The sequence below is a fragment of the Actinoplanes sp. NPDC051861 genome (genome assembly GCF_040681145.1).
Lineage (GTDB): Bacteria > Actinomycetota > Actinomycetes > Mycobacteriales > Micromonosporaceae > Actinoplanes.
Window position 1 is genome coordinate 520,747 of sequence record NZ_JBFAYE010000001.1, and the last position, 25,447, is coordinate 546,193.

The following is a 25,447-nucleotide window of genomic DNA, read 5'->3' on the forward strand; positions in this document are numbered from 1 at the left end:
CGGTCGTAACGAGACAGTTCTGCCGCGTATTGATGCTGGATGCGACATCGTAAGGTGAATCACCGGCCAGACGGAATGTGGAGCCAACGTTGGTTATGCGTAACACTCCTCTACCGAGGATGAGCCGGCGCGGTCGCGTCACCGTCGGCGTCCTGGTCGGGGTATTCATTCTTTTCACACTGCTCGGTTGGGGTATCGACGCCTACACCGACTACCTGTGGTACGAGGAGGTCGACTTCACGAGCGTCTTCTCCGGCATGCTGCTCACCAGGCTCACCCTGTTCCTGGTGATCGGCGCGCTGATGACGCTGGTGGTGGCCGGCAACCTCTACCTGGCGTACCGGCTGCGACCGCTGCTGCGCCCGCACTCGGCCGAACAGGCCACCCTGGAGCGCTACCGCATGATCCTCGCGCCCCGCCTGGGCACCTGGATCGCCGTGGTCAGCCTCATCATCGGATTCTTCGCCGGCCTCTCCGCGCAGAGCCGGTGGAGCGACTGGATGCTCTTCCGCAACGGCGGGCCGTTCGGTGTGACCGACCCGCAGTTCAACGTGGATGTCTCCTTCTACATCTTCGAGTACCCGCTGTGGCGCTACCTGCTCGGCGTCGGCTTCACCGCGGTGGTGCTGTCGGTGCTCGGCGCGCTCGCCGTCCACTACATCTTCGGCGGGGTGCGCCTGCAGGGCGTCGGCGACCGGATGACCACCGCCGCCCGGGCGCACCTGACCTCGCTCGTCGCGGTCTTCGTGCTGCTCAAGGCGGTCGCCTACATACTGGACAGGCGAGCCCTGCTGCTCGAGCAGCACGTCTCCCCGGGGCTGTACGGCGCCGGATACACCGATGTGAACGCGCTGCTGCCGGCCAAGGAGATACTCGCCTACATCTCGGTGGTGGTGGCGATCGCGATCATCGTGTTCTCCAACGCGGTGATGCGGAACCTGGTCTGGCCCGGCGTCTCGCTGGCGCTGCTCGCCGTCTCCGCGGTGGCGATCGGCGGCATCTACCCGCTGGCCGTGCAGAACTTCCAGGTCAAGCCGAGCCTGTTCGACAAGGAACAGGAGTACATCCAGCGGTCCATCGACTCCACCCGGGACGCGTTCGCGCTGTCCGACACCGAGGTCAGTCAGTACCGGGCGAGCAGCGGCAGTCCGCCGGCCGCCCTGGCCTCCGACACCAGCGCGCAGAACGTACGCCTGATCGACCCGCAGCTGGTCTCCCAGGCGTTCACCCAGTCCCAGCAGTCCCGTGGCTTCTACGACTTCGGCGAGAAGCTCGACGTCGACCGGTACACGATCGACAACAAGACCCAGGACTACGTGGTCGGCGCCCGTGAGATCAACGACGACAAGCTGACCGCGCAGCAGCGCAACTGGCTCAACCGGCACACCGTCTACACCCACGGCTACGGCCTGGTGGCGGCGCCGGCCAACCAGGTGTGCGGCACCGGCCTGCCGTACTTCGTGTCCGGCTTCCTCGGCGCCGAGACCCGGACCGGCGACAACTGCTCCGCGTCCACCGACCTGATCAAGGCCGAGCAGCCGCGGATCTACTACGGCGAGCAGTCCAGCGAGTACGCGATCGTCGGCCAGAGCGACCCGGAGAAGCACGTCGAGTTCGACCGGCCGCAGGAGCAGAACACCGACGCCTCCGTCCTCTACACCTACGAGGGCAAGGGCGGCGTCGAGATCGGCTCGTTCTTCCGCCGGCTGGTGTTCGCGATCAAGAACACCGAGAGCAACTTCCTGCTCTCCGACGCGGTCAACGACAACTCGCGGCTCATGTACACCCGGACCCCGCGCGAGCGTGTGGAGAAGGTGGCGCCGTTCCTCACCATCGACGGCGACCCGTACCCGGCGGTTGTCAACGGGCGGATCACGTGGATCCTCGACGGGTACACGACGGCGCAGACGTACCCGTACGCCCAGAAGATCAATCTCGCCACGGAGACCCGTGACGAGCTGACCGGGCAGGGCTCGTTCGCGCTGGCCCGCGACGACGTCAACTACATGCGCAACTCGGTGAAGGCGACCGTCGACGCGTACGACGGGACCGTCACCCTCTACGAGTTCGACGACACCGACCCGGTCCTCAAGGCCTGGAACAAGGCGTTCGGCGGCGACCTCGTGGTGCCCAAGGCACAGATCCCGGCCGACCTGTCCGACCACTTCCGCTACCCGGCCGACCTGTTCAAGGTTCAGCGCAACCTGCTGACCAAGTTCCACGTCACCGAACCGCGGACGTTCTTCTCCGGCGACGACTTCTGGCAGGTGCCCAACGCGCCCGACTCGCCGCAGAACGGTGTCAAGCAGCCGCCGTTCTATCTCAACGTCAAACTCCCGGAGCAGGAGGAGACCCGCTTCCAGATCACCGCGGGCGTCACACCGGCCAACCGGGAGAACATGTCCGCGCTGATCTCCGCGTCCTACGTCGACGGCAAACCCCGGGTCGAAGTGCTCGAACTGCCCGACGACACGGTGGTGCCCGGCTCGGTCCAGGTGCATCAGCGGATGGTCAACAACTACAACATCTCCCAGCAGCTCGCCCTGCTCACCCGGGGCGGCCAGGCGTCCGTGCTCTACGGCAACCTCATCTCGCTGCCGTTGGCCGACGACATCCTGTACGTCGAACCGGTCTACGTGAAGAGCAGCCAGGCCGGCGCGGCACCGCTGCTGCAGAAGGTCCTGATGTCGTACGGCGACGGCGGCACCTACGTCGTCCTCGAGGACAACCTCACCAAGGGCCTCACCGCACTCGCCGCCCTCGGCAAGACGACCGGCACACCCAACCCGAGTACGCCGCCGTCGACGCCGACCACGCCGAACCCGGGCACCAGCACACCGCCCAGCGCGCCGCCCACCGCCGTTCCTGGTGATCTGGCACAGGCGGCCGCCGACGTCGACAAGGCCATCGAAGACCTCCGGGCCGCGCAGCAGGCCGGAGACTTCGTCAAGCAGGGTGAAGCCCTCAAGGCCCTCGACGAAGCCATGACCCGCTTCCAGAACGCCCAGAAAGCGGGTACGAACACGCCGGCCGTCACACCGCCGTCCGGCGCCTCCACCAACCCGTCGCCCACAGCGGGCGGCTGAAAAGTGACGCACGGCTCCGGGGGCCGTTTTGCAGCCCCCGGAGCCCCTGCGCTACTGTTAACGAGCCGACGCGGGGTGGAGCAGCTCGGTAGCTCGCTGGGCTCATAACCCAGAGGTCGCAGGTTCAAATCCTGTCCCCGCTACTAGCCCTGGGGCCCTCCTGTCCGCGGAATGCGCGGACCGGGGGGCTCTTCGCATTCCTGCTTGGGGGGCGACCCCCCAGACCCCCACGTTACGGTGGGCGCGGTGGGGAGACGGTTGCGGTTACTGCGGGCGTAGCCTCTCAGCATGGGTGTGCCTGAGGAGATTGCGCGTAGTAAGTACGTTCGGTTGACCACTTATCGTAAGGATGGGACTCCTGTGGTGAGTCCTGTGTGGCAGGCGACTGTTGGTGGGTTGATGTACATCGTTTCTGATGCTGATGCCTGGAAGGTTAAGCGGATTCGGCGGGATGGGCGGGTGCTTGTCACGGTCTGTGATCTGCGGGGGCGGGTTAAGGACGGGGCTGTCAGTGCTGAGGGGGTGGCTCGGGTTCTTGATGAGGAGGGGACTCGGGAGGCTCGGGCGATCATTGCGCGGAAGTATTTGACTTCGCGGGTGGGTAACTGGGTGGCTCGGACGTTGCGGTTGCCCAAGCCGCCGGTTGTGGGGATTTCGGTCAGCATCTGAGGGCCTGTAGCAGTTTTTTGTGGTTTGCGCTGCCCCGTTGGGTCTGTATGGGCGCGGATTGTTCCTGGTCGATTTGAGTGGTGGGTTTGGGTGCCATTCTTATCGAGGAGGAACTGTGAAGGGTAAGCGTGCTGTTGCTGTTCTGACGCTGGCTGGCCTGGGGGTTCTGGGGGTTGGGTCGGCGGCGTCGGCGGTTTCGTTCCGAGTGGCTGTTTCGGGGGCGGCTTTTGCTGGGTCGACGCCCAGTAGCAACGCGACCGTCACCACGTACACGAACAGCTCCAACGACGGGACGATGAACTACTGGGGTTACCTGCACGACACTGCGGGTGATGGCCACTCGGTGTACACCCAGGGCAAGATCCACGGTGGTGGGTGGGAGAAGAAGAACACCCACAGTGGCGGGAACGGGACCAAGGAGTGGCAGGACAACTACGTGTATGACCTGTCGGTCACCCGGATCGACTACGGGTGGGTTCAGGCCTGTGTCGAGGACTGGGGTGGCAACACCTGCGACTCTGAGTACTTCGACTTCTAGTAGGTAGCGAGAGGTGTCGATGACCGGCTGGGCCGGTTGTCGGCACCTTTCTGCGTGGTGCGGCTGGTCAAGAAAACTCTTTATATGTAGAGTTTCAGCCTGCGCCGCTAAGGGAGCGCCATCTAGGTCGTGCCGACACGGAGACGCGGAGGTTGGGCAACGTGACTGCGGAAGTGGAACCGGTGGCTCGGGGTGGCCGGGGGCGGCGGGTTCGGCGGTGGGGTGTGGGCCTGGTTGTCCTGGTTGTCCTGGTGGCGGCACTGTGGGTTTGGGTGGTGGGGCCGGTTCGGGTGCCGTCCACGGCCATGGAGCCGACGGTTGTGGCGGGGTCCACGGTGCTGGTGGTCAAGGTGGGTGGGGTGGAGCGCGGTGACGTGGTCCTTGTGGGGGCTGTGTCGGGTGGGCGGCTGTTGCGGGTGATCGGTCTTGGTGGGGATCGGATCTCCTGTGCGGGTGGCCGGGTTTCGCGCGATGGCGCGGTGATCGAGGAGTCCTATGTGGCGTCCGGATCGGCCACCGAGTGTGCTGCGGTGACCGTGCCGGACGGTGAGGTCTATCTGTTGGGGGACAACCGGGAGGCGGCCAAGGACTCTCGGCACGAGGGTCCCTGGCCGCTGGGGGACGTGAGCGGGCGGATGATCAGTCGGCTGTGGTCTGATGACCCGCGCCAGGGAAATTGATCATGGTGGCCTCGTCCAGGAGGCCGTCGCGGAGGCTGGTGGCGACCAGCAGTTCTCGTTTCCAGGCTCGGCCGGCGCGTTCCGGGCGGCGCAGGCCGAGGCGGGTGACCAGGTAGTCGATGTGTGCGACGACGGCGCGTTCGGACAGGCGGTTGCCGGCGGCGGTCAGCGTTCGGGCGATTTGCGCGGCCGAGGGCAGCGGGCTGTCCGGGGCGCCGTGCAGGCGTGGGGCGCACAGTGCGGCGAGTACCTGGTAGTGGGTGCTCGCAGGGTTGAGCAGCGGCCCGGTCTCCTCGGGGGTCAGGCAGCGCGCCTCGATCGGCGAGGCGAGGCTCGACTCCATGCCGAAGACGGTCACGCCGAGGTCCGAGCCGGTGCCGCGGGCATAGACCCGGGAGATCTCGAACGGGATCGGGATGCCGCCGACCCCCGGTGCCACCGAGAGGTACTCGTGCGGGCGGTCGATGTTCTCGACCAACAGTTCGTGTCGTCCGGAGAGATTGTCGAGGCGCCAGTGCTCGTCGACGGCGGTGATCCGGCCGGCGTACCCCTGTGGCGACGCCGGCGCGAGCCGGATGTCGAAGCGGCAGCGACGGCAGCCGCAGGTGCCGAAGACGGCCTGTTCGCCATCGGACAGGTGCGTGATCTGCGGCGTCTCCCCCGGGGCCGTGGGCCCCTGCACGGTAATGCTGGTTCCAGTCAATTGGGTTCCCCGTTCTCGCTGGCAAAGAAGATCGAAAACAGCGCTGTACATCGATCTTCTTCGCGGCGAGCCGGAACTCTACCTCCGTCACGCGCCGATACAAAAAGCGATTCTCACATTGGCGTTTGTCTCTATCATGTCGAACCGATCCGCGCTGCCCCGTCGACCCCGTACGGCTGCGGGTTGTCCTACCGGAATGAGGCTGATCTGGTGATCACCGCCTTTTCCGGCCCGCAGGAGTTGGAGGAAGAACCATGGATCTGCGGCTGACGCGCCGTGCCCTCGTGGCCGGTCTGCTGGTCGTCGCGACGGCCGCCGGATGCTCCGACACGGGCGGGTCCACGGCCGGTGACGGATCCGCGGAGCGGGCGGCCACCGAGCTGAACGCGGCGCTCGCCACCGACGCGCAGGTCGAGGACGCGAGCCGGCGGCTGATCCGGGAGTGCATGGAGGAGAAGGGCTTCACCACGCATCCGCGGGAGGACGCGGCGGAGCCGTTCCAGGCCGGGGTGTACCCGTTCGTCGACCCGCCGGCAGTCGACGCCGTCGCGAAGGGATATCCCGAGGCGAGCGCTGAGCCGGACGAGAGTGCGGGCGGCGGGTCGCGCGACGCGTTCGGGCGGTTGAGCGAGGCGGAGCAGCAGCGCTACGAGGCGGCGCTCGGCGAGGAGACGGTGATCCAGCTCGACGACGGCACCGAGGTCGGCATTCCGGCCGACGGCTGCGGCGGGAAGGTGGCAGCCGAGCTCTTCGGCGACGTCCAGGGCGCATTCCGTACGGCGGTGTTCGCCCGTCGCGGCTCGGACATCGCCCGGGAGCAGACCGTCGCCGACCAGGTCGTCGGCGAGGCGGTGGCCGGCTGGTCGAAGTGCATGGAGAAGGCCGGCTTCCCGGGTCTCGCCGACCCGGAGAGCGCCCGTGACCTGACACACACCAAGGGCCGCGACGACGCCGAGGTGGACGAGCCGGCGCTGGCCGCGGCCGACGCCCGCTGTGGAGCGGAGCACCAGGTCTCCACGGTTCGGCGGACGGCCTGGGAACGGCACCTCGCCGAGTACCTGAGCGGGCACGAGGCGGAGATCGCCGCGTACCGGGAGTCGCAGGAGACCGCCCTGGCCAACGCGCAGCGAATGCTCCAGGGCTGACCGGATGCGGTTGCCGCCGGAACGCCGGAGAACCTGGCCGTGGATCGTGCTCTGCGTCCTGCTGGCCGCCGCGACCGCGTCCAGCTGGATCGTGGCGAGCCGGGCACGTACCGAACAGCAGCGGGCCGCGCTGAGCGAGCCGCCACCCCCCTCGGTGGTCACCGCCCGGGTGGAGACCGGCGAGCTGGTCGACGAGATCGTGCTGGAGGGCGTGCTCGGCCGGGAGAACACCGTCGTGGTGAAGGGCCCGCCGGCCGGTGGGGTCCGGCCCGTGGTGACGTCGCTGCCGATGCGTTCCGGTGACGTGGCCGACGCCGGCGACGTGCTGGCCGAGGTCTCGGGGCGCCCGGTGATCGCGCTCAAAGGCGCGTTCCCGGCATATCGCGACCTGACCGCCGGAGACACCGGGCGCGACGTGCGCCAGCTGCAGACGGCGCTCGGCGATCTGTACGGCACCCCGGTGACCGGCACGTTCGACGCCCGGACGGTGGCCGACGTGAAGCGGCTCTACCAGCGCAACGGGTACCGGGCCGCGGAGTCCGAGCCCGAGGCGACGCCGGACGAGACCCCGAAGCCGGAGAAGGAAAAGGAAGCGGAGCCGGAGGTCGTGGTTCCGGCGGCGGAACTCTCCTTCCTCAAGAGGCTGCCGGCAACGGTCGCCGCGGTGTCTCGCAAGGTCGGCGACGACGCCGCCGGTCAGGCCGTCCTCTCGCTCGCCTCGGGCGGCTGGCAGGTCACCGCGCGGATCGGCGCGGACGACGAGGAACGGCTGGACCGGGCCGGTGACCGGGCCGCCTGGAGTATGGGCGACGGGCCGTTCGACGGGCGCAAGGCGACCCTGCGCGGCATCGCCGACCTGCCCCGCACCGAGTCCCGGCAGGACGAGGAGGCCGCGGCTACCCGGCAGTGCACGGTCCGGGTCAGCGGGAAGACCGCGGCGGACGCCCGGGTGGGCGCCGGCCAGCAGGTCACCGTCACGCTGTCGCGCAGTCCGGAGGGAACCGTGGTGGTGCCCGTCTCCGCACTGTGGACCGGCTCCGACGGCCGATCGGCGGTCACCGTCGCCGGCCCGTCCGGTCAGCGGTCGGTGCCGGTCGAGGTGGTGCTCACCGTGGCCGGGCGGGCCGCGGTCGAACCCGCCGAGGACCTCCCGGCCGGTACGGACGTGGTGGTCGCTTTCCGGAACGGGACCCCCGATGGCGGTTGACGCGCCCCTGATCGAGCTCGCCGGGGTCGGCAAGACCTATCCGGGCCCGCCGCCCGCCACCGTGCTGCGCGACGTGGACTTCCAGCTGTATCCGGGCGAGTTCGTCGCGGTCACCGGCGCCAGCGGCTCCGGCAAGTCCACGATGCTCAACATCCTCGGGCTGCTGGACGAGCAGACCAGCGGGGTACGCCGCATCGGCGACGCCGACACCGGTGGCTGGCCCGACCGGCGGATCACCGCGTTGCGCGCCGTCTGGCTCGGCTTCGTCTTCCAGGCGTTCCACCTGGTCCCGCACCTCGACGTGCTCGGCAACGTGATGCTCTCGCTGGTGCATCAGGGCGCGCCGCGCGCCGGCCGGGCGGCTCGCGCGGCCGAGGTGCTGGAGCGGGTCGGCATGACGCACCGCCTGCGGTCGCTGCCGTCGCACCTGTCGGGCGGCGAGAAGCAGCGTGTCGCCGTGGCCCGCGCGCTGGTCGGCGATCCGCCGGTGCTGCTCTGCGACGAGCCCACCGGCAACCTGGACAGCGAGAACACCGGGCAGATCCTCGACCTGCTGGGCAGCCTGGCGGACGGGCGGCGGGCGATCGTCGTGGTCACTCACGAGGACGTGGTACGCGACCGCGCGCACCGGGTCGTCACCATGGTGGACGGCCGTGTCGCCTGAACCGCGTACCCCCGTGCGGGACGTCGTCGAGCAAGCATTGCGGGCGGTGGGCGGGCGGCGTACACGATCGCTCTTGACCGTTGCCGGAATCGCACTCGGCATCGCCGCAGTGAGCTCGACCCTCGGTGTGGCCGCGACCGCCGCCGGCGCTGTCTCGGACCGATTCGACGCGCTCGAGGCGACCATGGTCACCGTCCGCTACCCGAAGGGCGCGGTCCCTCCTGATGCCGGCGCCGCCGGTGGAGTCGGCGAGCTGAACGGCGTCGAATCGGCCGGCCTGCTCTGTGCCGGCGCCGACCAGATGCCGGTGGGCCGGGTCGCCGCCGCGGTGGAACCACCCACCCAGCGCGCCAACGTGCTCGCGATCGAGCCGTCCGCCCTGCGCACGCTCGGTGTCCGTCTGGTCGGCGGCCGCGAGTTCGACGACGGGCACGGAGCCCGCGGCGACGCGGTGGCGCTGCTGGACACGACGATGGCCCGCCGGCTCGGTGTCACCGACCCGGCGGCCGGCCGGATGGTCTGGGTGGGCGGACTGCCGCTGACCGTGCTGGGTGTCGTCGCGCCGCCCGCCGGTGATCCCCGGCTGACCGGCGCTGTCTTCGTGCCCTACCAGGTGTGCCGCACATCGGTGTCCGGGACGTACACCGCGGCCGAGGTCGTGATCCGCACGCGGATCGGCGCCGCCGCGCAGGTCGGGACGGAGGCCCCGCTCGCACTCGACCCCCGCAGACCCCGTGACCTGGCGGTCGCCGTCCCGCCCGGTCTCGACCACTTCCGGCAGGGTGTCGAGTCGGACAACCGCTCGCTGCTGCTCGGCCTGGCCGCGGTGTCGCTGGTGATCGGCGCGCTCGGTGTGTCGAACACCACCTCGGTGTCGGTGATGGAACGCCGGGCCGAGATCGGCCTGCGCCGCGCGATCGGCGCCACCCGCCGCGCGGTCGCCGGTCAGTTCCTCACCGAGAGCGGCCTGCTCGGCTTCGCCGGTGGCCTGCTCGGCACGGTGATCGGGGTGAACGTGACCGCCGCCGTGGCCATCGTCAAGGGCTGGATCGTCGCGCTGGACCCGATCGTGCTGGCCGGCGGCCCGGTGATGGGCCTGGCCATCGGCATGCTCGCCGGGCTGTATCCGGCGTGGGCGGCGTCCCGGATCGCACCGGCCGGAATCCTGCGCGGCGAGTGATGCGAATGTCTGATCCCGACTCGAACGGAGCGGCCATGCTGCACGCGGAAGACCTGTCGCTCTCCTACGGCGCGACGGTCGCGCTCGCGGGGGCGAGCGCCACGGTGGCGCGCGGAGAGATCGTCGCCCTGGTGGGGCAGAGCGGCTCCGGCAAGACCTCGATGCTGTACTGCATGGCCGGTCTGCTCCGGCCCTCGGCCGGCCGGGTCCGGTACGGCGAGAACGACGTCACCTCGATGAAGCCCGAGGAGCTCGCGGCCCTGCGCCGCGCCCGGTTCGGCTTCGTCTTCCAGTCCGCGGAACTCGTGCCGGAGCTGTCGCTGCGGGAGAACATCAGCCTGCCCCTGGAGCTGCTCAGGGTGCCCGCGCGGGACCGCCGCCGCCGGGTCGACGAGCTCATCGAGCGCCTCGGCCTGACCGGGCAGGCCGCTCGCCGGCCGGCCCTGGTCTCCGGCGGCCAGGCACAGCGCGCTGCGGTCGCGCGGGCCATCGCCCACCGGCCCGAGGTGGTCTTCGCCGACGAGCCCACCGGTTCGGTGGACAGCGCGAACGGCACGGCCATCCTGGACGCGTTCGTGACCCTGGCCCGGGAGAACGGGACCGCTGTCGCGCTGGTGACGCACGACCCGGGCATCGCGGCCCGCGCTGACAGGGTCGTCGAACTGCGCGACGGCCGTAACGCGGGAGCGGCTCGATGACCACGCTGCGGCTGGCCCTGCGACTGCTGTTCGGCGGCGGGCGCGGCGCCGTCGTCCGGCTGGCCGCGATGGTGTGCGGCCTCGCCGTCGGTGTCGCCGCGGCGGCCCTGGTCTGGGCGGTTCCCGGCATCCTCGACGACCGCGCGACCCAGGCCGCGGCCCGCTACCCGGACGTGGCCGTCGACGGCGAGCCGGCCGCGTTCCGTTTCCGGCTTCTCGAGGACGGCTGGCAGGGCCGGCGGGTGACCCGGGTGTTCGTCAGCGACGTCGCCGCGGGGGCGCCGTTGCCGCCGGGCGCCGCGCGATACCCGGGACCCGGCGAGGCCGTGGTGTCGCCCGCGCTGGCGCCGCTGCTCGCCGAGGAGGGCATGTCGAGCCGGGTGCCCGGCCGGGTGGTGGGCGAGATCGGCCCGGAGGGCCTGGCGGGCGCGGACGACCTGGTCGCGTACGTCGGTCTGGACGCGAGCCGGATGCGTGACGGCCGGCCCGCCGTCGGGTGGCAGGGCATCGACCGGTTGATGGACGCCTCGGCCGAGCAGGACGGCAGCGTCGCGCTCGAACTTGCCCTGCTGATCGGCGGGCCGGCTCTGATCTATCTGTTCGTCTGCGCCCGGCTGTCGGCCGCGACTCGCGCCCGCCGGTACGCGGCACTGCGGCTGGTCGGCGCGTCCCAGCGCGAGATCCTGACCGTGGCCGCCGTCGAGTCCGGCCTGTACGGCGTGCTCGGCACCGGCCTCGGCCTGCTCCTCTACGAGGCGGTCAACCCGGTGCTGGCGCGTTCCCGGGTGCTCGGCTTCCAGTGGTTCCCGGAGCGCGCCTCGCTCGACACCGGCCAGGTCGTGAGCGTCCTGGTCGTCGTGGTGGCGGCCTCGGCCCTGCTCGGCGCGCTGGGTGCCCTGCGCTCGGTACGCCGCCCGCTCGCCGCCCGCTTCGACCTGGCCGAACCCCGCCCGCGCTGGTGGCTGGCGCTGCCGTTCGTCGCGGGCCTGCTGCTGATGGGCCTCAACCTGGTCATCTGGCCGACCGGCCGGGGACTGGTCATGCCGCCGTCGGCCGGCTGGTTCCTGCTCGGTGGCCTGCTGCTCGGCGCACTCGGGCTGCCGCTCGCCCTGCGCCCGATGATCAGCTGGATCGCCGGCCGGGTGAGCCGCGCCGACACCGCCCCCACGCTGCGGATCGCCGCGCGCCGGCTGGAGTTCTTCCCGGCCTCCGCGGTCCGGCTCGTGCTCGGTCTCGTGGTGCTCGTCCTGGTCAGCGGATTCGGCGCCGGCCTGGTACGCGACATGGAGCTCGCGGCCGGCCCGCCGGTGCCGTACCACCAGGTCAGCATGTCGGGCCGCACCGTGCCGGCGGACGCGCAGCAGCGGCTGCGTGACCTGCCCGCACCGATCCGCTGGGCATCCGTGCAGAGCGTCGTCCAGCCGCCCCGCGGATCCGGTCCACCCGCCGACCTCGACGACTACGTCCGCGTCCTCGGCGTCACGATGGTCCTGGCGCGGTGCGAGGACGCGCGCAAGCTCTACCGCAGCCCGCTGGAGGAGTGCGCGCCCGGCCGGTCGTACCGCATCCGCTACCCCGACTCGGTCGACGGCTCCACTGTGCTCCCACCCGGCCAGAGGCTGAGTTTCGCCGGCGAGGCCGGTGCACCGGTCGAGGTCATCGCGCCGGACGAGGCGCTCACTGTCAAGCCGCTCTGGGCCGGCTCGGAGATGGCGACCGAGATCCTGGTCACCGGGGACCGGTTGCCGACCGGCTGGACCGACGACACGGCCTTCCACTACGTGCTGCCGCCCAGCGACTCGGACCTGGACCGGTTCCTCTCCCAGGCCGCCGAGGTGGCGCCGACCGCGATGTCCGACGTGGCGAACCGGAACCTCGGCACCCTGGAGGCGTTCCGGATCCACCGCGGTGCGCTCCAGGTCGGCATCTGGACCGGATTCCTGCTCGGTCTCTTCGCGTTCGTGGTCGCCGCGGTCGACCGGGCCTGGGAGGCGCGGCGGCAGACCGCGGCCCTGGCCGTCCTCGGCACCCCGCGCCGCGTGCTGATCGGCGCCGACCTGCTGCAGCTGCTGACCCCGCTGGTGGTCGGGCTCGGCCTGGCGGCGGTGGTCGCGCACGTCTCCGGCAACACGTTCCTGAAGCTGGACGGGCAGCAGCGTGGCTGGTTCCTCGGCACGCTCACGCTCTCGCTACCGATGATCGGGGCGGGCGTGGTGATCGTCACGCTGGCGGTCCTCGTGATCCACCTGCGGGCGCCGCGGATCGGCGACTTACGAAACTAGGTGCTCGGAGAGCACGCTCAGATGTGCCCGGCGCGCCTCGGCGTGCCGGGCACGGCCCGCCGGAGTGATCTCGACGAAGACGCCGCGGCGGTCGTCCTCGCAGTGCGTGCGGGCGACCAGCCCGGCGTTGACCAGGCGGGCGACGGTGCGGGACAGGGCGCTCTGACTCAGATACATAACCTCGGCCAGGTCCTGCATGCGTCGCTTGTCACACTCCTGTGTGGTGAGACGGTCGAGCGTCTCGAACTCACTCAGCGTGAGCTTGTGGCTGTCCTGCAGCACCCGCTCCAGATGGCATGCGATCTCGTTGTAGCTGGTCAGCAGGGATCGCCACTGCCCGATCAGCGCGACTTCCTGCTCCATGCGGGGCATCCTATCCGCTTCGCCGAGTCAATGCACAAGAATTATTTGCGTACGAATCCAATGCTTGGACATTAGATGCACGCGCATCTAGTGTCGCGGCGTGACTATCACTGACTCGGTCGCCAGGGCGCCGGAAGACCTGGGCCATCGCTGGACCCCGCGGCTCTGGGGTGTCCTCGCGGTGCTGTGCGGCGTCCTCTTCCTCGACGGGCTCGACGTGTCGATGGTCGGAGTGGCGCTGCCCTCGATCGGTGCCGAACTCGGCCTCTCCACCACCTCGCTGCAGTGGATCGTCAACGGCTACGTTCTCGGGTACGGCGGCCTGCTGCTCCTCGGCGGCCGCACCGCCGACCTGCTGGGCCGCCGTCGTGTCTTCCTCGTGGCGCTCGGCGTCTTCACCGTGGCGTCCCTGATCGGCGGCCTGGTCGACGACGGCGCGCTGCTCATCGCCACCCGCTTCGTGAAGGGCCTCGCGGCCGCCTTCACCGCGCCGACCGCCATGAGCATCCTCACCACGACGTTCCCCGAGGGACCCGCCCGCAACCGGGCGCTCTCGATCTTCACGGTGTTCGGTGCCAGCGGATACTCCTCCGGCCTGATCCTCGGTGGCCTGCTCACCAGCCTCGGCTGGCGCTGGACGTTCCTGGTCCCGGTGCCACTCGCCCTCGCCGCGCTGGTCGCCGGGCACCGGCTGATCCCGCGCGACCGCCCCGCCGACGGCGGCGGTCACGATCTGATCGGCGCGGTCACCCTCACCGCGGGCATGCTCCTTGCCGTGTACGGGGTGGTCACCGCACCCGCCCGCGGCTGGCTCGACCCGCTCACGCTCACCATCGCGGCGCTCGCGGTCATCTCGCTCGCCGCGTTCGTCATGACCGAGAACCGCGTACGGCACCCACTCGTCCGCCTCGGCATCCTCCGGATGGGCGCCGTCGTCCGTGCCAACCTCAGCATGATCGCGCTGCTCGGCTCGTACGTCAGCTTCCAGTTCATGATGACCCTGTACCTGCAGGACGTCCTGCACTGGGAACCGCTGCGGATGGCCCTCGCGCTGCTGCCCGCCGGCCTGCTCGTCGCGTTCAGCTCCCCGTTCATGGGCCGCCTCATCGACCGGTACGGCACCGGCCGGCTCATCGTCACCGCGATGGTGTCGCTCAGCGCCGGCTATCTCTGGTTCCTGGCCACCGCGGGCGACCGCCCCGAGTACCTGCTCACCATCCTGCCCGCCATGCTCCTGCTCGGCGGCGGCTTCGCCTTCGGCTTCAGCTCGATCATGGCCCAGGCGACGGACGGCATCGACGACTCGGAGCAGGGCCTGGCGTCCGGCCTGGTGCAGTCCTCCGGCCAGGTGGGCACGGCGCTGGTGCTCGCCGTGGTCACGGCCCTGGTCGCCACCGCGGCTGACTTCACCGCTTTCCGCCCCGGCTTCGGCTTGGTGACGGGGGTTGCCGTCGCCGGCCTTCTCCTCAACCTTGCACCCCTGCTGACCAGGCGTTCCCGCACTTCCTAGGGGGCGGTGCGACAGCCCGGTGAACTACGAGCTAAGCTTTACCTACCGACGCGGGGTGGAGCAGCTCGGTAGCTCGCTGGGCTCATAACCCAGAGGTCGCAGGTTCAAATCCTGTCCCCGCTACTAGCCCTGGGGCCCTCCTGTCCGCGGAATGCGCGGACCGGGGGGCTCTTCGCATATCTGCCTGGGGGCCGAGCTCCCAGACCCCCACGTTACGACGGGCGCGCTTAGAGCGACGGGCGCGCTTAGAGCGATGGGCGTGCGTGTGGAGCGTTTGTTACTTTGGTGTTACGGTTGCTCCATGTCTCGGCGTACGGCGATGATCGCGATCAGTCCTACGACCAGTGGGCAGTGGGGAATGATCACCGCGGGTCAAGCGCGTGGGCTTGGCGTTTCACGCCAAGATCTAAAGCGGCTGATCGATGATGGCACGCTTGTCGTTGCGGATCAGGCAACGCGGGTGTACCGGCTGGCGGGGGCTCCCGAAGACCCCGAGCGGGATCCGCTGCGCGCCGCCTGGTTGCAACTCGGCGGAGCGAAGCCGTGGCATGAACGCACCGCCGGCATCCCGGATGCAGTCATCAGCCACCGCAGTGCGGCGCATCTGCGGGGGCTGGGCGACCTGATACCGCACGAGCACGAGTTCTTCACCGCCAAGCGGCTACGGCCCCGTCGTACCGACATCAAGCTCCGCGTGCGTTCACATCTCGGCCCCGATAGCTGGGAGCTTTGGGATGGGCTACCGACGCGCACCGTGCCGGCAATAATCGACGATCTGCTTGCCGACGGAGAGGACGAATCCGCCGTCGCGCAGGTCGTGTGGGACGCCCTGAACCTCGGCCTGCTCCATCGAGATGAGCTGGACGTTATCGCCGCGTCTCACGCAGCCGCCTACGGTCACCCCGACTCGGGAACCTTTGCTCAACTACTCGCCGGCGACGGGCCGACACGATGACCGGGTCAACCTTCCGGTACACGACACCGACGGCGTTCCGGACCGCGCTCAAGGAACGCTTCGGGCAGATCGCGCGCACCGACCAGCGCTATCGGCTTGACGAACTCCAACGCCAGTTCGCGTACGACCGGGCGCTCGCCCGACTGTTCATCTCGCCCGAGCGAGACCACTGGGTCCTCAAGGGCGCCGGAGCGTTGCTGGCCCGCCTGACCACCGCCCGGCACAGCAAAGACCTCGACGTCTTCCTCAGCGTCGACGACGCCGACGCCGAGTATGCCGTCAACGCACTACGAGCGGCGCTCCAGCTCAAACTCGGCGATCACTTCACCTTCGACATCATCCGCGTTGCACCCCTGCAGGAAGAGGCGAAAGGAGCCAGAGTCCACGTCAACGCACGACTTGGCCCGACGGCATTCGCCAGCTTCCACATCGACGTGGTGGTCGGCACCGTCATGACCGGCACTCCGGACATCGTCGCTCCCCTGACACCGCTCGAAATCGAAGGACTCATCCGACCGCGGTATCGCGTCTTCCCCATCGCCGATCACCTCGCCGACAAACTCTGCGCGACGGTCGGTTCCTACGCCCGCGCCGGTCAACCAGCGAGCAGCAGTCGGGTCAAGGACCTCGTCGACATCGCCATCATCGCCAGCACGCAGACTGTCCAGGCCGCCGCGCTGAGGGCGGCCGTGGTCAGCAACGCCGCGATGCGCAGGATCGAGCTTCCGGAAAGATTCACCGTCCCCGACATGGCCGGCTGGGCCACCCGCTACCCGAAGGTCGCGGCCGAGGCACCCGGGCCAGCTCCTGATTTCGTCACCGCCACAAACCTCGCAAGCCAGATCTTCGACACCGTTCTCGACGGAACAGCCGTTGGCTCTTGGAGCCCAACGTCGCGGAGCTGGACGACAGATTGATCTCAGTGGTGCGAGCATGAGGCCCGGTCCGCGGGATCGGGGCTCTTCGCATGCCGGAGATCGAGCACTTTCGGAGAAGTCGGGCTCGCGGGGGCGTGCCAGGGTGCCGTATGGCTTATATCGAGCTGGGTGTTGACGAGAAGGAATTTCCTGGGATCACTGGGCCGATGGCGTTTCGGCCGGAGACCGCTGGGCCGCTCAACGCGCTGGCTGAGGTGCTGTTGCGGGCGCCGAACTCGTTGCCGGCGGCGGAGCGGGAGCTGATCGCGGCGTATGTGTCGGGGCTCAACGAGTGCAACTTCTGCTGCTCGTCGCACACAGCGTTCGCGGTTGCTCAGTACGCGGCGGCCGACGTCGAGGACGGCTCGTCGATCGTGGCGCGGGTTCGCGCGGATCTCGACAGCGCACCGGTGTCGGCGAAACTGAAGGCTCTGTTGCGTGTCGCCGGAGCGGTGCAGCAGACCGGGCGCGCCGTGACTCCGCAGCTCATCGAAGCCGCCCGTGCCGAGGGTGCCACCGACGTCGAGCTGCACGACACCGTGCTCATCGCCGCCGCGTTCTGCATGTACAACCGCTACGTCGACGGCCTCGGCACGTTCGCGCCCGCGGCTGCTGAGGACTACGCGCCGATGGCCGAGCGGATCGTGCACGAGGGATACGGCATCCCGCAATCGTGAGGATGCGCGGCCGGCAGCGCCGCTGCGATCGTGAGGCATGACCGCGAACGACCTGTTTGCCGCTGCTCGCAGCATGTCTCCCGCGATGCTGCACCGTTTGGAAACGCTCGTCTCGTGCGAGTCCGCGCCCGGGTCCCTGCCGCACCTGTCGGCGTGCGCGGACCTGCTGGCCGGCTGGGGTGAGGAAGTGCTCGGCCGGCCTGCCCGGCGGGTCGTCGTGGACGGCGTTCCCCACCTGCTCTGGCCGGCCGCGCGGCAGCGGGTGCTGCTGCTCGGCCACTACGACACCGTCTGGCCGGCCGGCACCGTACGGGCCCGCCCGTTCACCGTCATCGACGACATCGCCACCGGGCCGGGCGTCTGCGACATGAAGGCCGGCATCGTGCAGATGTTCGCGGCGCTGAGCCTGCTGGCTGACACCTCGCACATCGGGGTGCTGCTCACCGGCGACGAGGAGTCCGGCTCGGTCACCTCGCGCGGGCTCATCGAGCGGGAGGCCGGCCGGTCCGGCGCGGTCCTGGTCTGCGAGCCGAGCACCGCCGAGGGGCACGTGAAGGTCGCCCGCAAGGGCGGTTCCGTGTACCGCCTCACGGTCCGCGGCCGGGCGGCGCACGCCGGTGCCGAGCCGCACCGGGGCGTCAACGCGACCGTGGAGGTGGCGCACCAGGTGCTCACCCTGCTCGCTCTCGGCGCGGCCAACGGCGGTGACACCTCGGTCACCCCGACGGTGCTGTCCGGCGGCACCACCACGAACACCGTCCCGGAACAGGCCAGCGTCGCCGTCGACGTGCGCGCCTGGACCGGTGCCGAGCTGGAACGGGTGGACCAGGCCATCCGCGGGCTCGTACCCCGGCTGCCCGAGGCGGCGCTGTGGGTGGACGGCGGGATCAACCGGCATCCGATGGTGGCCGAGCTGGCCCAGCCGCTGCTGGATGCGACGCGGGAGGTCGCGCGGAGCATCGGGGTGTCGCCGCCGGAAGGCGCGCACGCCGCCGGTGCGTCCGACGGCAACTTCACCGCGGCGCTCGGCGTGCCCACTCTGGACGGTCTCGGCGCGGTCGGTGGCGGGTCGCACGCCCGGGACGAGTACGTCGACCTGCGCCGGATGCCGGAGCGCACCGCCCTGCTGGCCGGACTCGTCGACCGGTTGACCGCGATAAGTCCGGCGTTTCGATAGGGTCGCCACTGTCGGCAAAGGACCGACAGCGAGGGGTGACGCATGGGTTTGCGGGTGGGCGTGGAAGAGGAGTTCCTGGTCGTCGACGCCGGCGGTGAGGTCGTTCCGGAAGCGGCGGTCGTTGTCGAGCGGGCCCGGCCGGTTCTCGGCCGCCGGGTCGGTGGCGAGATAACCGAACTCCAGGTCGAGACGCGTACCGATCCCTGTCACACCGTGGGTGAGCTGCATGCCCAGCTGGATGGTGGGCGTGCCGCGATCCGGGACGCGGCGGCGACGGACGGCCTGCGGCTGATCGCCAGCGGTTCGCCGCTGCTCGGGCGGCACGTGCCGCCGCCGATCACCGTGGGGCCCCGGCAGGACCGCGGCAACGCGATGTTCCGGGGGCTCCACGACGACCTGGCCATCTGCGCCGTGCACGTCCACGTCGAGGAGCCGGACCGGGACCGCGGCGCGCGGATCGCCAACCACCTGCGAGCACACCTGCCGGTGCTGCTCGCGCTCACCGCGAACTCGCCGTACTGGCTGCAGCGCGACACCGGCTTCGCCAGCTGGCGCGGTGTGACCTGGCAGCGGTGGCCGGTCGCCGGGCCGCCGCCGTACGTCGTCTCCGCCGCCGAGTACGACGCCCACGTGGACCTGCTGCTGGACGCGGGCGCGCTGGTCGATCACGGCACGGTCTTCTGGGACGTACGGCTGTCGGCGCACCAGCCGACCGTGGAGGTCCGCGTCTCCGACGTGCCGGCGACCGCCGCCGAGTCCGCCGCCCTGGCCGCGCTGGTGCGGGCCCTGGTCGTGACCGCGGGCGAGGCCGTCGACAGGGGCGACGCCGGGCCGCTGCTCAGTCCCGACCTGCTGCGGCTGGCCTACTGGCGAGCCGCCCGCGACGGTATGGCCGGGCACGGCGTCGACGTGCTCACCGGCCGCCTGCACCCGGCTGCGGAGCTCGCCGGGCGGCTGGCCGAGACGGTCCGGCCGGCGCTGGCCGACGCGGGCGACAGCGACCGGGTGGACGCCTGGCTGGCCGCGCTGGTGCGGGACGGCGACGGCGCCACCCGGCAGCGTGCCGCGGCAGCGCGCCGGGGCGAGCTCGGCGACGTCGTCGACGAACTCGCCGACCAGCTGGTGGCCGGAGTGCCGCAAGAGAGCACGGTCGCATAACGACGTGGGCCTCCGGACCGGCCATGCTGGACTGACCGGATCTCGCGAGGAGGCGAAGGTGACCGATGCGGTACGGCTACCGACGATTCCCGTCACTGTCGAACGGCGCTCCACCGCCGACATGACCGCCGCCGTCCAGGCGTTCGCCGATCGCATGGCGCAGCGCCGGTCGGTGCGTGACTTCGCGGGTGACCCGGTGCCCGAAGCGGTGATCGAGGCGGCGATCCGGGCCGCCTCGACCGCTCCGAGCGGTGCGAACGTCCAGCCGTGGCGGTTCGTCGTGCTGACCGACCCGGAGCGCAAACGCCGGCTGCGGGAGGCCGCCGAGGCCGAGGAACGCGAGTTCTACCGCCGGCGGGCGTCGCAGGAGTGGCTCGACGCGCTGGCGCCGATCGGCACCGACTGGCACAAGCCGTTCCTCACCGAGGCGCCGGTGGTCATCGTCGTGTTCGAGGTGCACCAGGGCCCGAACAGCCCGAAGCCGTACTACCCGAAGGAGTCGGTCGGCATCGCCGTCGGGCTGCTGCTCACCGCGCTGCACCACGCCGGGCTCGTCACGCTGACGCACACGCCGAGCCCGATGCGGTTCCTCAACGAGGTCTGCGACCGGCCGCCGGAGGAACGGCCGTACGTGGTGATGCCGGTCGGTTACCCGGCCCGGGACGCGCGGGTGCCGGATCTGTCCCGCAAGCCGCTCGACGAGATCATGATCCGCCGATGACCAGGTCCCTGGTCAGGAACGCCTCGAGTGGTTCGACGTGACGGTCCGGGCGGCGCCACTCGGCCAGCAGGTCCTCCAGCAGGTGCAGCTCCTCGACGAGTTCGGCGCCACGGTAGCGGCGGATCACCGGGTGGATGAAGGCGCTCTCGGCCGCCACCTCGGGGCGTGGTCGCCGTTCGATGGCGAAGACGTCGCCGTATTCGTCGCGCCCCCAGCGCAGGGCCAGGGTGTACCAGTGCGGCTCACCGGCGAACCGCTCGACGGCATAGTCCTCGGGCAGGTCCTCGTAGTGCGTGAAACCGCCGGGGGTCCGGACGTAGGCGTCGCACAGGTACTCGAACTGGGTCCACAGCGCCGAGCTCCAGTTGACCCGGTCGAGCATGAGCGCGGCCAGGCCGGTCGGGGTGGCGGGCGCGTCGGCCCGGGGCATCGGCACGCTCTCGTACCGCTCGCGCAGCATCCGGGTGAAGGTTCGCAGGTTGTACCGGAAGCCGTCGATGAACGGCGACGACGCGTGCTGCACGTCGCGGTCCTGCGCGATGGTGCCGGCGAAGTACAGGTTGTCGACGTTCACCGACTGCCAGTCGGGCCGCAGTCCGGGCATCCGCCCGTCGCGGACCATCTCCGGCCGGCAGGCCTCGTCGAACAGCGACGTGTCCATCCGGAAGCCGGTGCAGCGCAGCACCCGGTCGTAGTCCATGACCGCGGTCTCGCCCTCGGCGTGGGTGTACGTGATGTGCGCCCGGAACCGGCCGCCCACCCTCTCGATCCGGTCGACGGTGCAGTCGAGCACCGAGTGCAGCGTCTTGAACTGGTAGCTGTCGAGCAGAGCGCCGTAGTGCCCGCGGACGTGGCCCGGGTGCTTGGTGTTCCACGCGAGCTTCAGCGGCCGGCGGCTCGCCAGGTGGATCATCGACGCCTTCGGCAGTAGCGCGGACGCCGTCTCGAACGCCGAGTTGCCCTTCCCGATGATCAGAACACGCTGGCCGGCGTACCCGGCCGGGTCCACGTCCATCGTCTCGTAGCCGGTGGCCAGTTCGATGCCGGGGATCGGTGGCACGTACGGCAGCGTCCAGCCGGTGGCCACGATCAGGCACTCGGCGCGGTGCACGGTGCCGTCGGAGGTGGTCGCCGTGAAGCGGTCACCGTCCTTGGTGATGCGGGTCACCTGGCTGTCGTAGCGGACGTTCAGGCCGTGCACCCGCTGGAACTCCGCCAGATAGCGCACCAGGTCGTCGGCGGACGGGAAGTACTCGTCGCTGAACTTGGGGAACAGCAGCTCGGGGGAGTCGTTGAGCAGCGAGTTCCAGTCCCAGCGCAGCCGGATCTCCGGTTCCGTGCTGTCGGTGTGCACCTTGTTCAGAGAGATCAGCCGGCGGTGCCGGGGATACGTACGGAAGAACTCCCCGGGTTCCGCGGCCCGTTCCAGGGTCAGGTAATCCGCGCCCTGACGCTGTAGGTAGTAGCTGAGCTGCAGGCCTGCTGGCCCGCCGCCGACGATGAGGTAGCGGTGCTCGCGCATGGAGTCGACGATCGGTGACTGCGCACGCCGACGTCTTATTCCATCGTGCTCTCTTTCCGCGGGGCTGTCGGGTGTGGATCCGGCCACAGGTTCGCTGCGGAGTGGTCTGGCCGGGGAAAAGTAGCGTCACAGTTGACGGCCGGAACGGGGGAGGGGGCGTGCGGCAAGTGGCGATGGCCGGGATCACCCGGGTCCGGGCGGCTCAGGCCGTCGCGGCGCCGTGGCCGTACGCGGAGTTGGACGTCGCGGGGCTGCGAGCGGCGGGATGGCGCCCGGTGCCGTTCCGCGAGCTCGTGCTGAAGGTCCATCAGCGCTGCAACCTGGCCTGTGACTACTGCTATGTCTACGAGGCGGTGGACCAGAGCTGGCGGGATCGGCCCCGGGTCATGCCGGACGAGGTGCGGGACGCGGCGATCGGCCGGTTCGCGGAGCACGCCCGGCGCCATGGGCTGGAGCGGGCCAGGGTCGTGCTGCACGGTGGTGAGCCGCTTCTCTACGGGCGGAAGCGCCTGGCGCGGCTGGCGGAGCGGGTGCGTGCGGCGTTCCCGGCGGGCTGCGACGTGGAGATCGGCATGCAGACCAACGGCGTGCTCCTCGACGAGCCGACGGTGGCGACGCTGGTCGAGCACGGGATCCGTGTGGGGGTCAGCGTCGACGGGGTGGCCGCGGTCCACGATCGGCATCGGCGGACACCGGACGGGCGGGGCAGTTTCGCCGCGGTCGAGCGCGGGCTGTCGATCTTGAGAAGACCGGAGAACCTTTTCGCGTACGCCGGAATTCTCTGCACCATCGCACCCGGCAGCGATCCGATCAGCTGCTATGAGCAGCTCGCCGGTTTCGCACCGCCCGCGATCGACCTCCTCCTGCCGCACGCGAACTGGGCGGCGCCGCCCTCGCGGCCGGATGGCCGCACCGACGCCTATGCCCGATGGCTGATCGCCGTCTTCGACCGCTGGTACGCCGAACCCGCCCCACCCCGGATCCGGCTCTTCGACGACGCGATCAGCCTTGTGCTGGGCGGCTCGAGCCGGGGAGAACAGCTGGGCCTGAGCCCGTCGGCCGTGCTCGTGGTCGAGTCGGACGGGACGATCGAACAGGTGGACGCGCTGAAGACGGCGTATCCGGGCGCCTGCGCGACCGGCCTCGACGTGTTCCGCGACGACCTGGACGCCGCCCTCGACGACCCGGGTGTGGTGGCCCGGCAGATCGGCCGCGCGGCGCTCGGCACGGAATGCCGGTCCTGCCCGGCGGTCGCAATCTGCGGCGGCGGCCACTACGCCCACCGCTACCGCCGGGGTGCCGGGTTCCGCGCACCGTCGGTGTACTGCACCGACCTGTGGCTCTTCCTCCGGCACGTGCGCGAGCGAGTGGCCGCCGACCTGCGAGAACGGAACAGACCCGGAGGTCAGCAGGCGGTGTAACCCTTGCCGGCGGTGCTCCAGCGGCAGGTGTCGATCGTCTTGTTGCCGTTGGTCCGCAGGGTGGCCGTGTCGCCGCCGTTGTTCCAGACGTGCTTGGTCTTGCCCCAGAACCGGGTCGTGCTGGTGTTGGTGCCCTTGCCGGTGCGGACGAGCACGCTCCGGCCGGCGGCCAGCGAGTAGCTCCCGAACCGGTAGAGGTTGCCGGCCCGGTCACGAACCGTCCAGCCGTTCAGGTTGACGGCCTTCTTGGTCTTGTTGGTGAGCCGGAAGTACTCGCCGACGATGCTGGAGTTCTTGGTGCTGTCCGTGCCGGGCGCGTTGTACTGGATCCGGCTGAACTGGACGGAACCGGCCGCCGGAGTGCCCGGGTTGGACGGGTTCGGCGTCGGGTTGCCGGGTTTCGTCGGTGACGGCGTGGGGGTGGGGTTCGGGTTCGGCTGCGAGCCCGGGTCGGCGATCGCCGGGTTCGGGGTCGGGTTGCCGCCGGACGGCGCCGGGGTGGCCCCGCCGGCGGTGCCGGTGACCGTCACCTGCAGGCTGGCCGAGTAGTTGGCGATGATCAGGTTGGTCTCGTCGGCGAACTGGTTGTCCTTGCCGACGTACGCCCGGTACCACGGCGTTCCGGCCGGCTGTCCGGAGACCGTGTTGCCGTACCCGACGTCGCCGGTTCCGGTGGTCGTGCCGGCGTCGACGGCGACCCATCCGGTGCTGGTGTACCGCTGGAACACCACCGGCAGGTTGGGCTGGCCCGGGTTGACGCTGACCTGCAGGCTGACCGAGTTGGCGCCGTTCGCGGTGGCCGAGAAGACGGTCTGCACCCGCACCGCGGCGTAGCGCATGTTCGAGTACCCGTCGTTGGTGCCGACCATCATGATGTGACCGGAGTCCATCGGCCGCCTGATGGTCCAGCGGCCCGAGCTGTTGGCCGTGGTGGTGACCGCCGGATAGGTGCCGCCGCTGCCGTTGTTGTAGTCCGGCGCGGGGTGCGTCGCCAGTTCAGCCTGGGTGAATCCGGACGCCCAGTTGTACGCGTCCTCGTACAGGGTGACGGTGTCCCCGGGCTCCGCGGTGCCGGTGAGGACGACCGGATCGTCGGTGTTGAAGCCGTTCGCGACCGGGATCTTGTCGAAGGTCGGAGCGTCGGCCGCGAACGCCGGAGAGGGCGCGAGAAACGCAGTGGCAGTGAGCACACCGATGGCGGTACTGACGCCGAAAATAGTTTTCGGTCGTGTCTGCATTAATGGTCCTCCGCGCCTTTGTCTAAATCCCTCCGGGACCTTACCCGCTGGCCGGTTGCCGTGACCTCAGCGTCGCAGAAGTGGTCGAAACTGCAGGTCAATATGGCTGCAAGGTGGATTGGGTAAAGTAACGGGAAAGGCATCCGTGCCACCAGAAAGGAAGAGATGACCCTCCTGGCTGCCGACTGCACCCGGTGTGCCGCACTTTGTTGCGTTGCCCCGGCATTCGCCAAGTCCTCCGATTTCGCCGTGGACAAGCCCGCTGGGCGTCCGTGCCGGAATCTGAACGACGAATTCCGGTGCGGCATCCACGAGGTGCTGCCGCAGCGCGGCTTCAAGGGCTGCGTGGTCTTCGACTGCTTCGGCGCCGGACAGCGGATCACGCAGGAGACGTTCGGCGGGCGCGACTGGCGGTCCGCGCCGGACCTGGCCGGTGACATGTTCGCGCTGCTGCCGATCGTGCGGCAGCTGCACGAGCTGATGTGGTTCCTCACCGAGGCGCTGCGGCTGGACGAGGCGCGGCGGCTGCATCCGAAACTGCGGGCGGCCCTCGACGAGACCGATGCGCTAGCCGCCGGGAACCCCGCCGAGCTGCGGGGATTCGACGTGGACGCGTACCGCGCGAGGGTGAACCCGCTGCTGCGCCGGGCCAGCGAGATGGCCCGGTCCCGGGTCGCCGGCCGCCGGGCGGACCACAGCGGTGCGCACCTGATCGGCCGCCGGCTGCGCGGTGCGGACCTGCGCGGCGCGAGCTTCCGCGGTGCGCTGCTGATCGGTGCCGACCTCAGCGGTGCGGACCTGCGCCGGGCCGACTTCACCGGCGCCGACCTGCGCGGCGCGGATCTGCGGGGAGCGAACCTGGAGGGTGCGCTGTTTCTCACCGCGTCGCAGTTGCGCTCCGCAGTGACCGGCGCCGATCACCCCTAGGATGTACGC

At 70.1% G+C, this 25,447-nt stretch carries 23 protein-coding genes and 2 tRNA genes; 21 read left to right on the forward strand and 4 right to left on the reverse strand.

The window, feature by feature from the left end:
• The first annotated feature begins 89 nt into the window (after positions 1–89).
• The 5 genes from AB0M02_RS02735 (at position 90) to lepB (ending at position 4,973) form a co-directional block, all read left to right on the forward strand.
• The gene (locus AB0M02_RS02735; RefSeq protein WP_364220357.1) at positions 90–3,086 is read left to right on the forward strand and encodes a UPF0182 family protein; all 2,997 of its coding nucleotides are present in this window, start codon (positions 90–92) and stop codon (positions 3,084–3,086) included.
• Between the two features lie 69 nt (positions 3,087–3,155).
• Positions 3,156–3,229 (forward strand) — tRNA-Met (locus AB0M02_RS02740).
• Between the two features lie 145 nt (positions 3,230–3,374).
• The gene (locus AB0M02_RS02745; RefSeq protein WP_364220360.1) at positions 3,375–3,755 is read left to right on the forward strand and encodes a PPOX class F420-dependent oxidoreductase; all 381 of its coding nucleotides are present in this window, start codon (positions 3,375–3,377) and stop codon (positions 3,753–3,755) included.
• 205 nt (positions 3,756–3,960) lie between these two features.
• Complete coding sequence (locus tag AB0M02_RS02750) at positions 3,961–4,293, forward strand: hypothetical protein (protein ID WP_364220363.1); 333 nt, start codon at positions 3,961–3,963, stop codon at positions 4,291–4,293.
• 161 nt (positions 4,294–4,454) lie between these two features.
• Positions 4,455–4,973, forward strand: coding sequence for a signal peptidase I (gene lepB, locus AB0M02_RS02755; RefSeq protein WP_364220366.1), 519 nt, complete (start codon positions 4,455–4,457; stop codon positions 4,971–4,973).
• On the opposite strand, the gene AB0M02_RS02760 is transcribed toward lepB, so the two are convergent.
• Entirely contained in the window at positions 4,933–5,655 is a 723-nt protein-coding gene (locus AB0M02_RS02760) for a hypothetical protein (RefSeq protein ID WP_364220369.1), read from the reverse strand. The genes lepB and AB0M02_RS02760 overlap by 41 nt on opposite strands.
• A gap of 275 nt (positions 5,656–5,930) precedes the next feature.
• Here AB0M02_RS02760 and AB0M02_RS02765 point away from each other — a divergent pair, with 275 nt between their 5' ends.
• The 6 genes from AB0M02_RS02765 to AB0M02_RS02790 all read left to right on the forward strand — a co-directional run bounded on the left by AB0M02_RS02765 (position 5,931) and on the right by AB0M02_RS02790 (position 12,852).
• Positions 5,931–6,821, forward strand: coding sequence for a hypothetical protein (locus AB0M02_RS02765; protein ID WP_364220371.1), 891 nt, complete (start codon positions 5,931–5,933; stop codon positions 6,819–6,821).
• A 4-nt stretch (positions 6,822–6,825) separates the two neighbouring features.
• Entirely contained in the window at positions 6,826–8,028 is a 1,203-nt protein-coding gene (locus AB0M02_RS02770) for a hypothetical protein (RefSeq protein ID WP_364220374.1), read from the forward strand.
• Entirely contained in the window at positions 8,018–8,692 is a 675-nt protein-coding gene (locus AB0M02_RS02775) for an ABC transporter ATP-binding protein (RefSeq protein WP_364220377.1), read from the forward strand. The genes AB0M02_RS02770 and AB0M02_RS02775 overlap by 11 nt, the downstream gene beginning before the upstream one ends.
• A gap of 73 nt (positions 8,693–8,765) precedes the next feature.
• Entirely contained in the window at positions 8,766–9,872 is a 1,107-nt protein-coding gene (locus tag AB0M02_RS02780; RefSeq protein WP_364220380.1) for an FtsX-like permease family protein, read from the forward strand.
• Between the two features lie 35 nt (positions 9,873–9,907).
• Entirely contained in the window at positions 9,908–10,570 is a 663-nt protein-coding gene (locus AB0M02_RS02785) for an ATP-binding cassette domain-containing protein (RefSeq protein ID WP_364220383.1), read from the forward strand.
• A complete protein-coding gene (locus AB0M02_RS02790) occupies positions 10,567–12,852 on the forward strand; it encodes an FtsX-like permease family protein (RefSeq protein ID WP_364220386.1) in 2,286 nt (761 codons plus the stop codon). The genes AB0M02_RS02785 and AB0M02_RS02790 overlap by 4 nt, the downstream gene beginning before the upstream one ends.
• Here AB0M02_RS02790 and AB0M02_RS02795 read toward each other — a convergent pair.
• Positions 12,841–13,215 carry a MarR family transcriptional regulator gene (locus AB0M02_RS02795; protein ID WP_364220389.1) on the reverse strand — a complete coding sequence of 125 codons (375 nt, stop codon included), beginning with the start codon at positions 13,213–13,215 and terminating at the stop codon, positions 12,841–12,843. The genes AB0M02_RS02790 and AB0M02_RS02795 overlap by 12 nt on opposite strands.
• A 100-nt stretch (positions 13,216–13,315) precedes the next feature.
• Here AB0M02_RS02795 and AB0M02_RS02800 point away from each other — a divergent pair, with 100 nt between their 5' ends.
• From AB0M02_RS02800 to AB0M02_RS02835, 8 genes are all read left to right on the forward strand, one after another.
• Positions 13,316–14,725: an MFS transporter gene (locus AB0M02_RS02800; protein ID WP_364220392.1), complete on the forward strand. Its 1,410-nt coding sequence runs from the start codon at positions 13,316–13,318 to the stop codon at positions 14,723–14,725.
• Between the two features lie 49 nt (positions 14,726–14,774).
• Positions 14,775–14,848, forward strand: a tRNA-Met gene (locus AB0M02_RS02805).
• A gap of 178 nt (positions 14,849–15,026) precedes the next feature.
• Positions 15,027–15,680: a hypothetical protein gene (locus AB0M02_RS02810; RefSeq protein WP_364220395.1), complete on the forward strand. Its 654-nt coding sequence runs from the start codon at positions 15,027–15,029 to the stop codon at positions 15,678–15,680.
• The gene (locus AB0M02_RS02815) at positions 15,677–16,597 is read left to right on the forward strand and encodes a nucleotidyl transferase AbiEii/AbiGii toxin family protein (RefSeq protein WP_364220398.1); all 921 of its coding nucleotides are present in this window, start codon (positions 15,677–15,679) and stop codon (positions 16,595–16,597) included. Before AB0M02_RS02810 ends, AB0M02_RS02815 begins: the two co-directional genes overlap by 4 nt.
• A 167-nt stretch (positions 16,598–16,764) precedes the next feature.
• Entirely contained in the window at positions 16,765–17,274 is a 510-nt protein-coding gene (locus AB0M02_RS02820) for a carboxymuconolactone decarboxylase family protein (RefSeq protein ID WP_364220401.1), read from the forward strand.
• 37 nt (positions 17,275–17,311) lie between these two features.
• Positions 17,312–18,451 carry a M20 family metallopeptidase gene (locus AB0M02_RS02825; RefSeq protein WP_364220404.1) on the forward strand — a complete coding sequence of 380 codons (1,140 nt, stop codon included), beginning with the start codon at positions 17,312–17,314 and terminating at the stop codon, positions 18,449–18,451.
• Positions 18,452–18,493: 42 nt separating this feature from the next.
• Positions 18,494–19,609: a glutamate--cysteine ligase gene (locus AB0M02_RS02830; protein WP_364220407.1), complete on the forward strand. Its 1,116-nt coding sequence runs from the start codon at positions 18,494–18,496 to the stop codon at positions 19,607–19,609.
• A gap of 121 nt (positions 19,610–19,730) precedes the next feature.
• Complete coding sequence (locus AB0M02_RS02835) at positions 19,731–20,330, forward strand: nitroreductase family protein (protein ID WP_364222499.1); 600 nt, start codon at positions 19,731–19,733, stop codon at positions 20,328–20,330.
• Here the strand turns inward: AB0M02_RS02835 and AB0M02_RS02840 are convergent.
• Complete coding sequence (locus tag AB0M02_RS02840) at positions 20,314–21,852, reverse strand: NAD(P)-binding domain-containing protein (protein ID WP_364220410.1); 1,539 nt, start codon at positions 21,850–21,852, stop codon at positions 20,314–20,316. The genes AB0M02_RS02835 and AB0M02_RS02840 overlap by 17 nt on opposite strands.
• 158 nt (positions 21,853–22,010) lie before the next feature.
• Between AB0M02_RS02840 and AB0M02_RS02845 the strand changes: the two genes are divergently transcribed.
• Entirely contained in the window at positions 22,011–23,273 is a 1,263-nt protein-coding gene (locus AB0M02_RS02845) for an FxsB family cyclophane-forming radical SAM/SPASM peptide maturase (RefSeq protein WP_364220413.1), read from the forward strand.
• Here AB0M02_RS02845 and AB0M02_RS02850 read toward each other — a convergent pair.
• The gene (locus AB0M02_RS02850; protein WP_364220416.1) at positions 23,258–24,463 is read right to left on the reverse strand and encodes a lamin tail domain-containing protein; all 1,206 of its coding nucleotides are present in this window, start codon (positions 24,461–24,463) and stop codon (positions 23,258–23,260) included. The two genes, AB0M02_RS02845 and AB0M02_RS02850, sit on opposite strands and share 16 nt — an antisense overlap.
• Before the next feature lie 297 nt (positions 24,464–24,760).
• On the opposite strand from AB0M02_RS02850, the gene AB0M02_RS02855 reads away from it, so the two are divergent.
• The gene (locus tag AB0M02_RS02855) at positions 24,761–25,438 is read left to right on the forward strand and encodes a pentapeptide repeat-containing protein (protein WP_364220419.1); all 678 of its coding nucleotides are present in this window, start codon (positions 24,761–24,763) and stop codon (positions 25,436–25,438) included.
• Positions 25,439–25,447: the final 9 nt, after the last annotated feature.

Coding starts and splice junctions, on each gene's coding strand:
- AB0M02_RS02745 (WP_364220360.1), top strand. CDS start 3,375: ATGGGTGTGCCTGAGGAGATTGCGCGTAGTAAGTACGTTCGGTTGACC.
- AB0M02_RS02765 (WP_364220371.1), top strand. CDS start 5,931: ATGGATCTGCGGCTGACGCGCCGTGCCCTCGTGGCCGGTCTGCTGGTC.
- AB0M02_RS02770 (WP_364220374.1), top strand. CDS start 6,826: ATGCGGTTGCCGCCGGAACGCCGGAGAACCTGGCCGTGGATCGTGCTC.
- AB0M02_RS02775 (WP_364220377.1), top strand. CDS start 8,018: ATGGCGGTTGACGCGCCCCTGATCGAGCTCGCCGGGGTCGGCAAGACC.
- AB0M02_RS02785 (WP_364220383.1), top strand. CDS start 9,908: ATGCTGCACGCGGAAGACCTGTCGCTCTCCTACGGCGCGACGGTCGCG.
- AB0M02_RS02790 (WP_364220386.1), top strand. CDS start 10,567: ATGACCACGCTGCGGCTGGCCCTGCGACTGCTGTTCGGCGGCGGGCGC.
- AB0M02_RS02795 (WP_364220389.1), bottom strand. CDS start 13,215: ATGGAGCAGGAAGTCGCGCTGATCGGGCAGTGGCGATCCCTGCTGACC.
- AB0M02_RS02810 (WP_364220395.1), top strand. CDS start 15,027: ATGTCTCGGCGTACGGCGATGATCGCGATCAGTCCTACGACCAGTGGG.
- AB0M02_RS02815 (WP_364220398.1), top strand. CDS start 15,677: ATGACCGGGTCAACCTTCCGGTACACGACACCGACGGCGTTCCGGACC.
- AB0M02_RS02820 (WP_364220401.1), top strand. CDS start 16,765: ATGGCGTTTCGGCCGGAGACCGCTGGGCCGCTCAACGCGCTGGCTGAG.
- AB0M02_RS02825 (WP_364220404.1), top strand. CDS start 17,312: ATGACCGCGAACGACCTGTTTGCCGCTGCTCGCAGCATGTCTCCCGCG.
- AB0M02_RS02830 (WP_364220407.1), top strand. CDS start 18,494: ATGGGTTTGCGGGTGGGCGTGGAAGAGGAGTTCCTGGTCGTCGACGCC.
- AB0M02_RS02835 (WP_364222499.1), top strand. CDS start 19,731: ATGACCGCCGCCGTCCAGGCGTTCGCCGATCGCATGGCGCAGCGCCGG.
- AB0M02_RS02840 (WP_364220410.1), bottom strand. CDS start 21,852: ATGCGCGAGCACCGCTACCTCATCGTCGGCGGCGGGCCAGCAGGCCTG.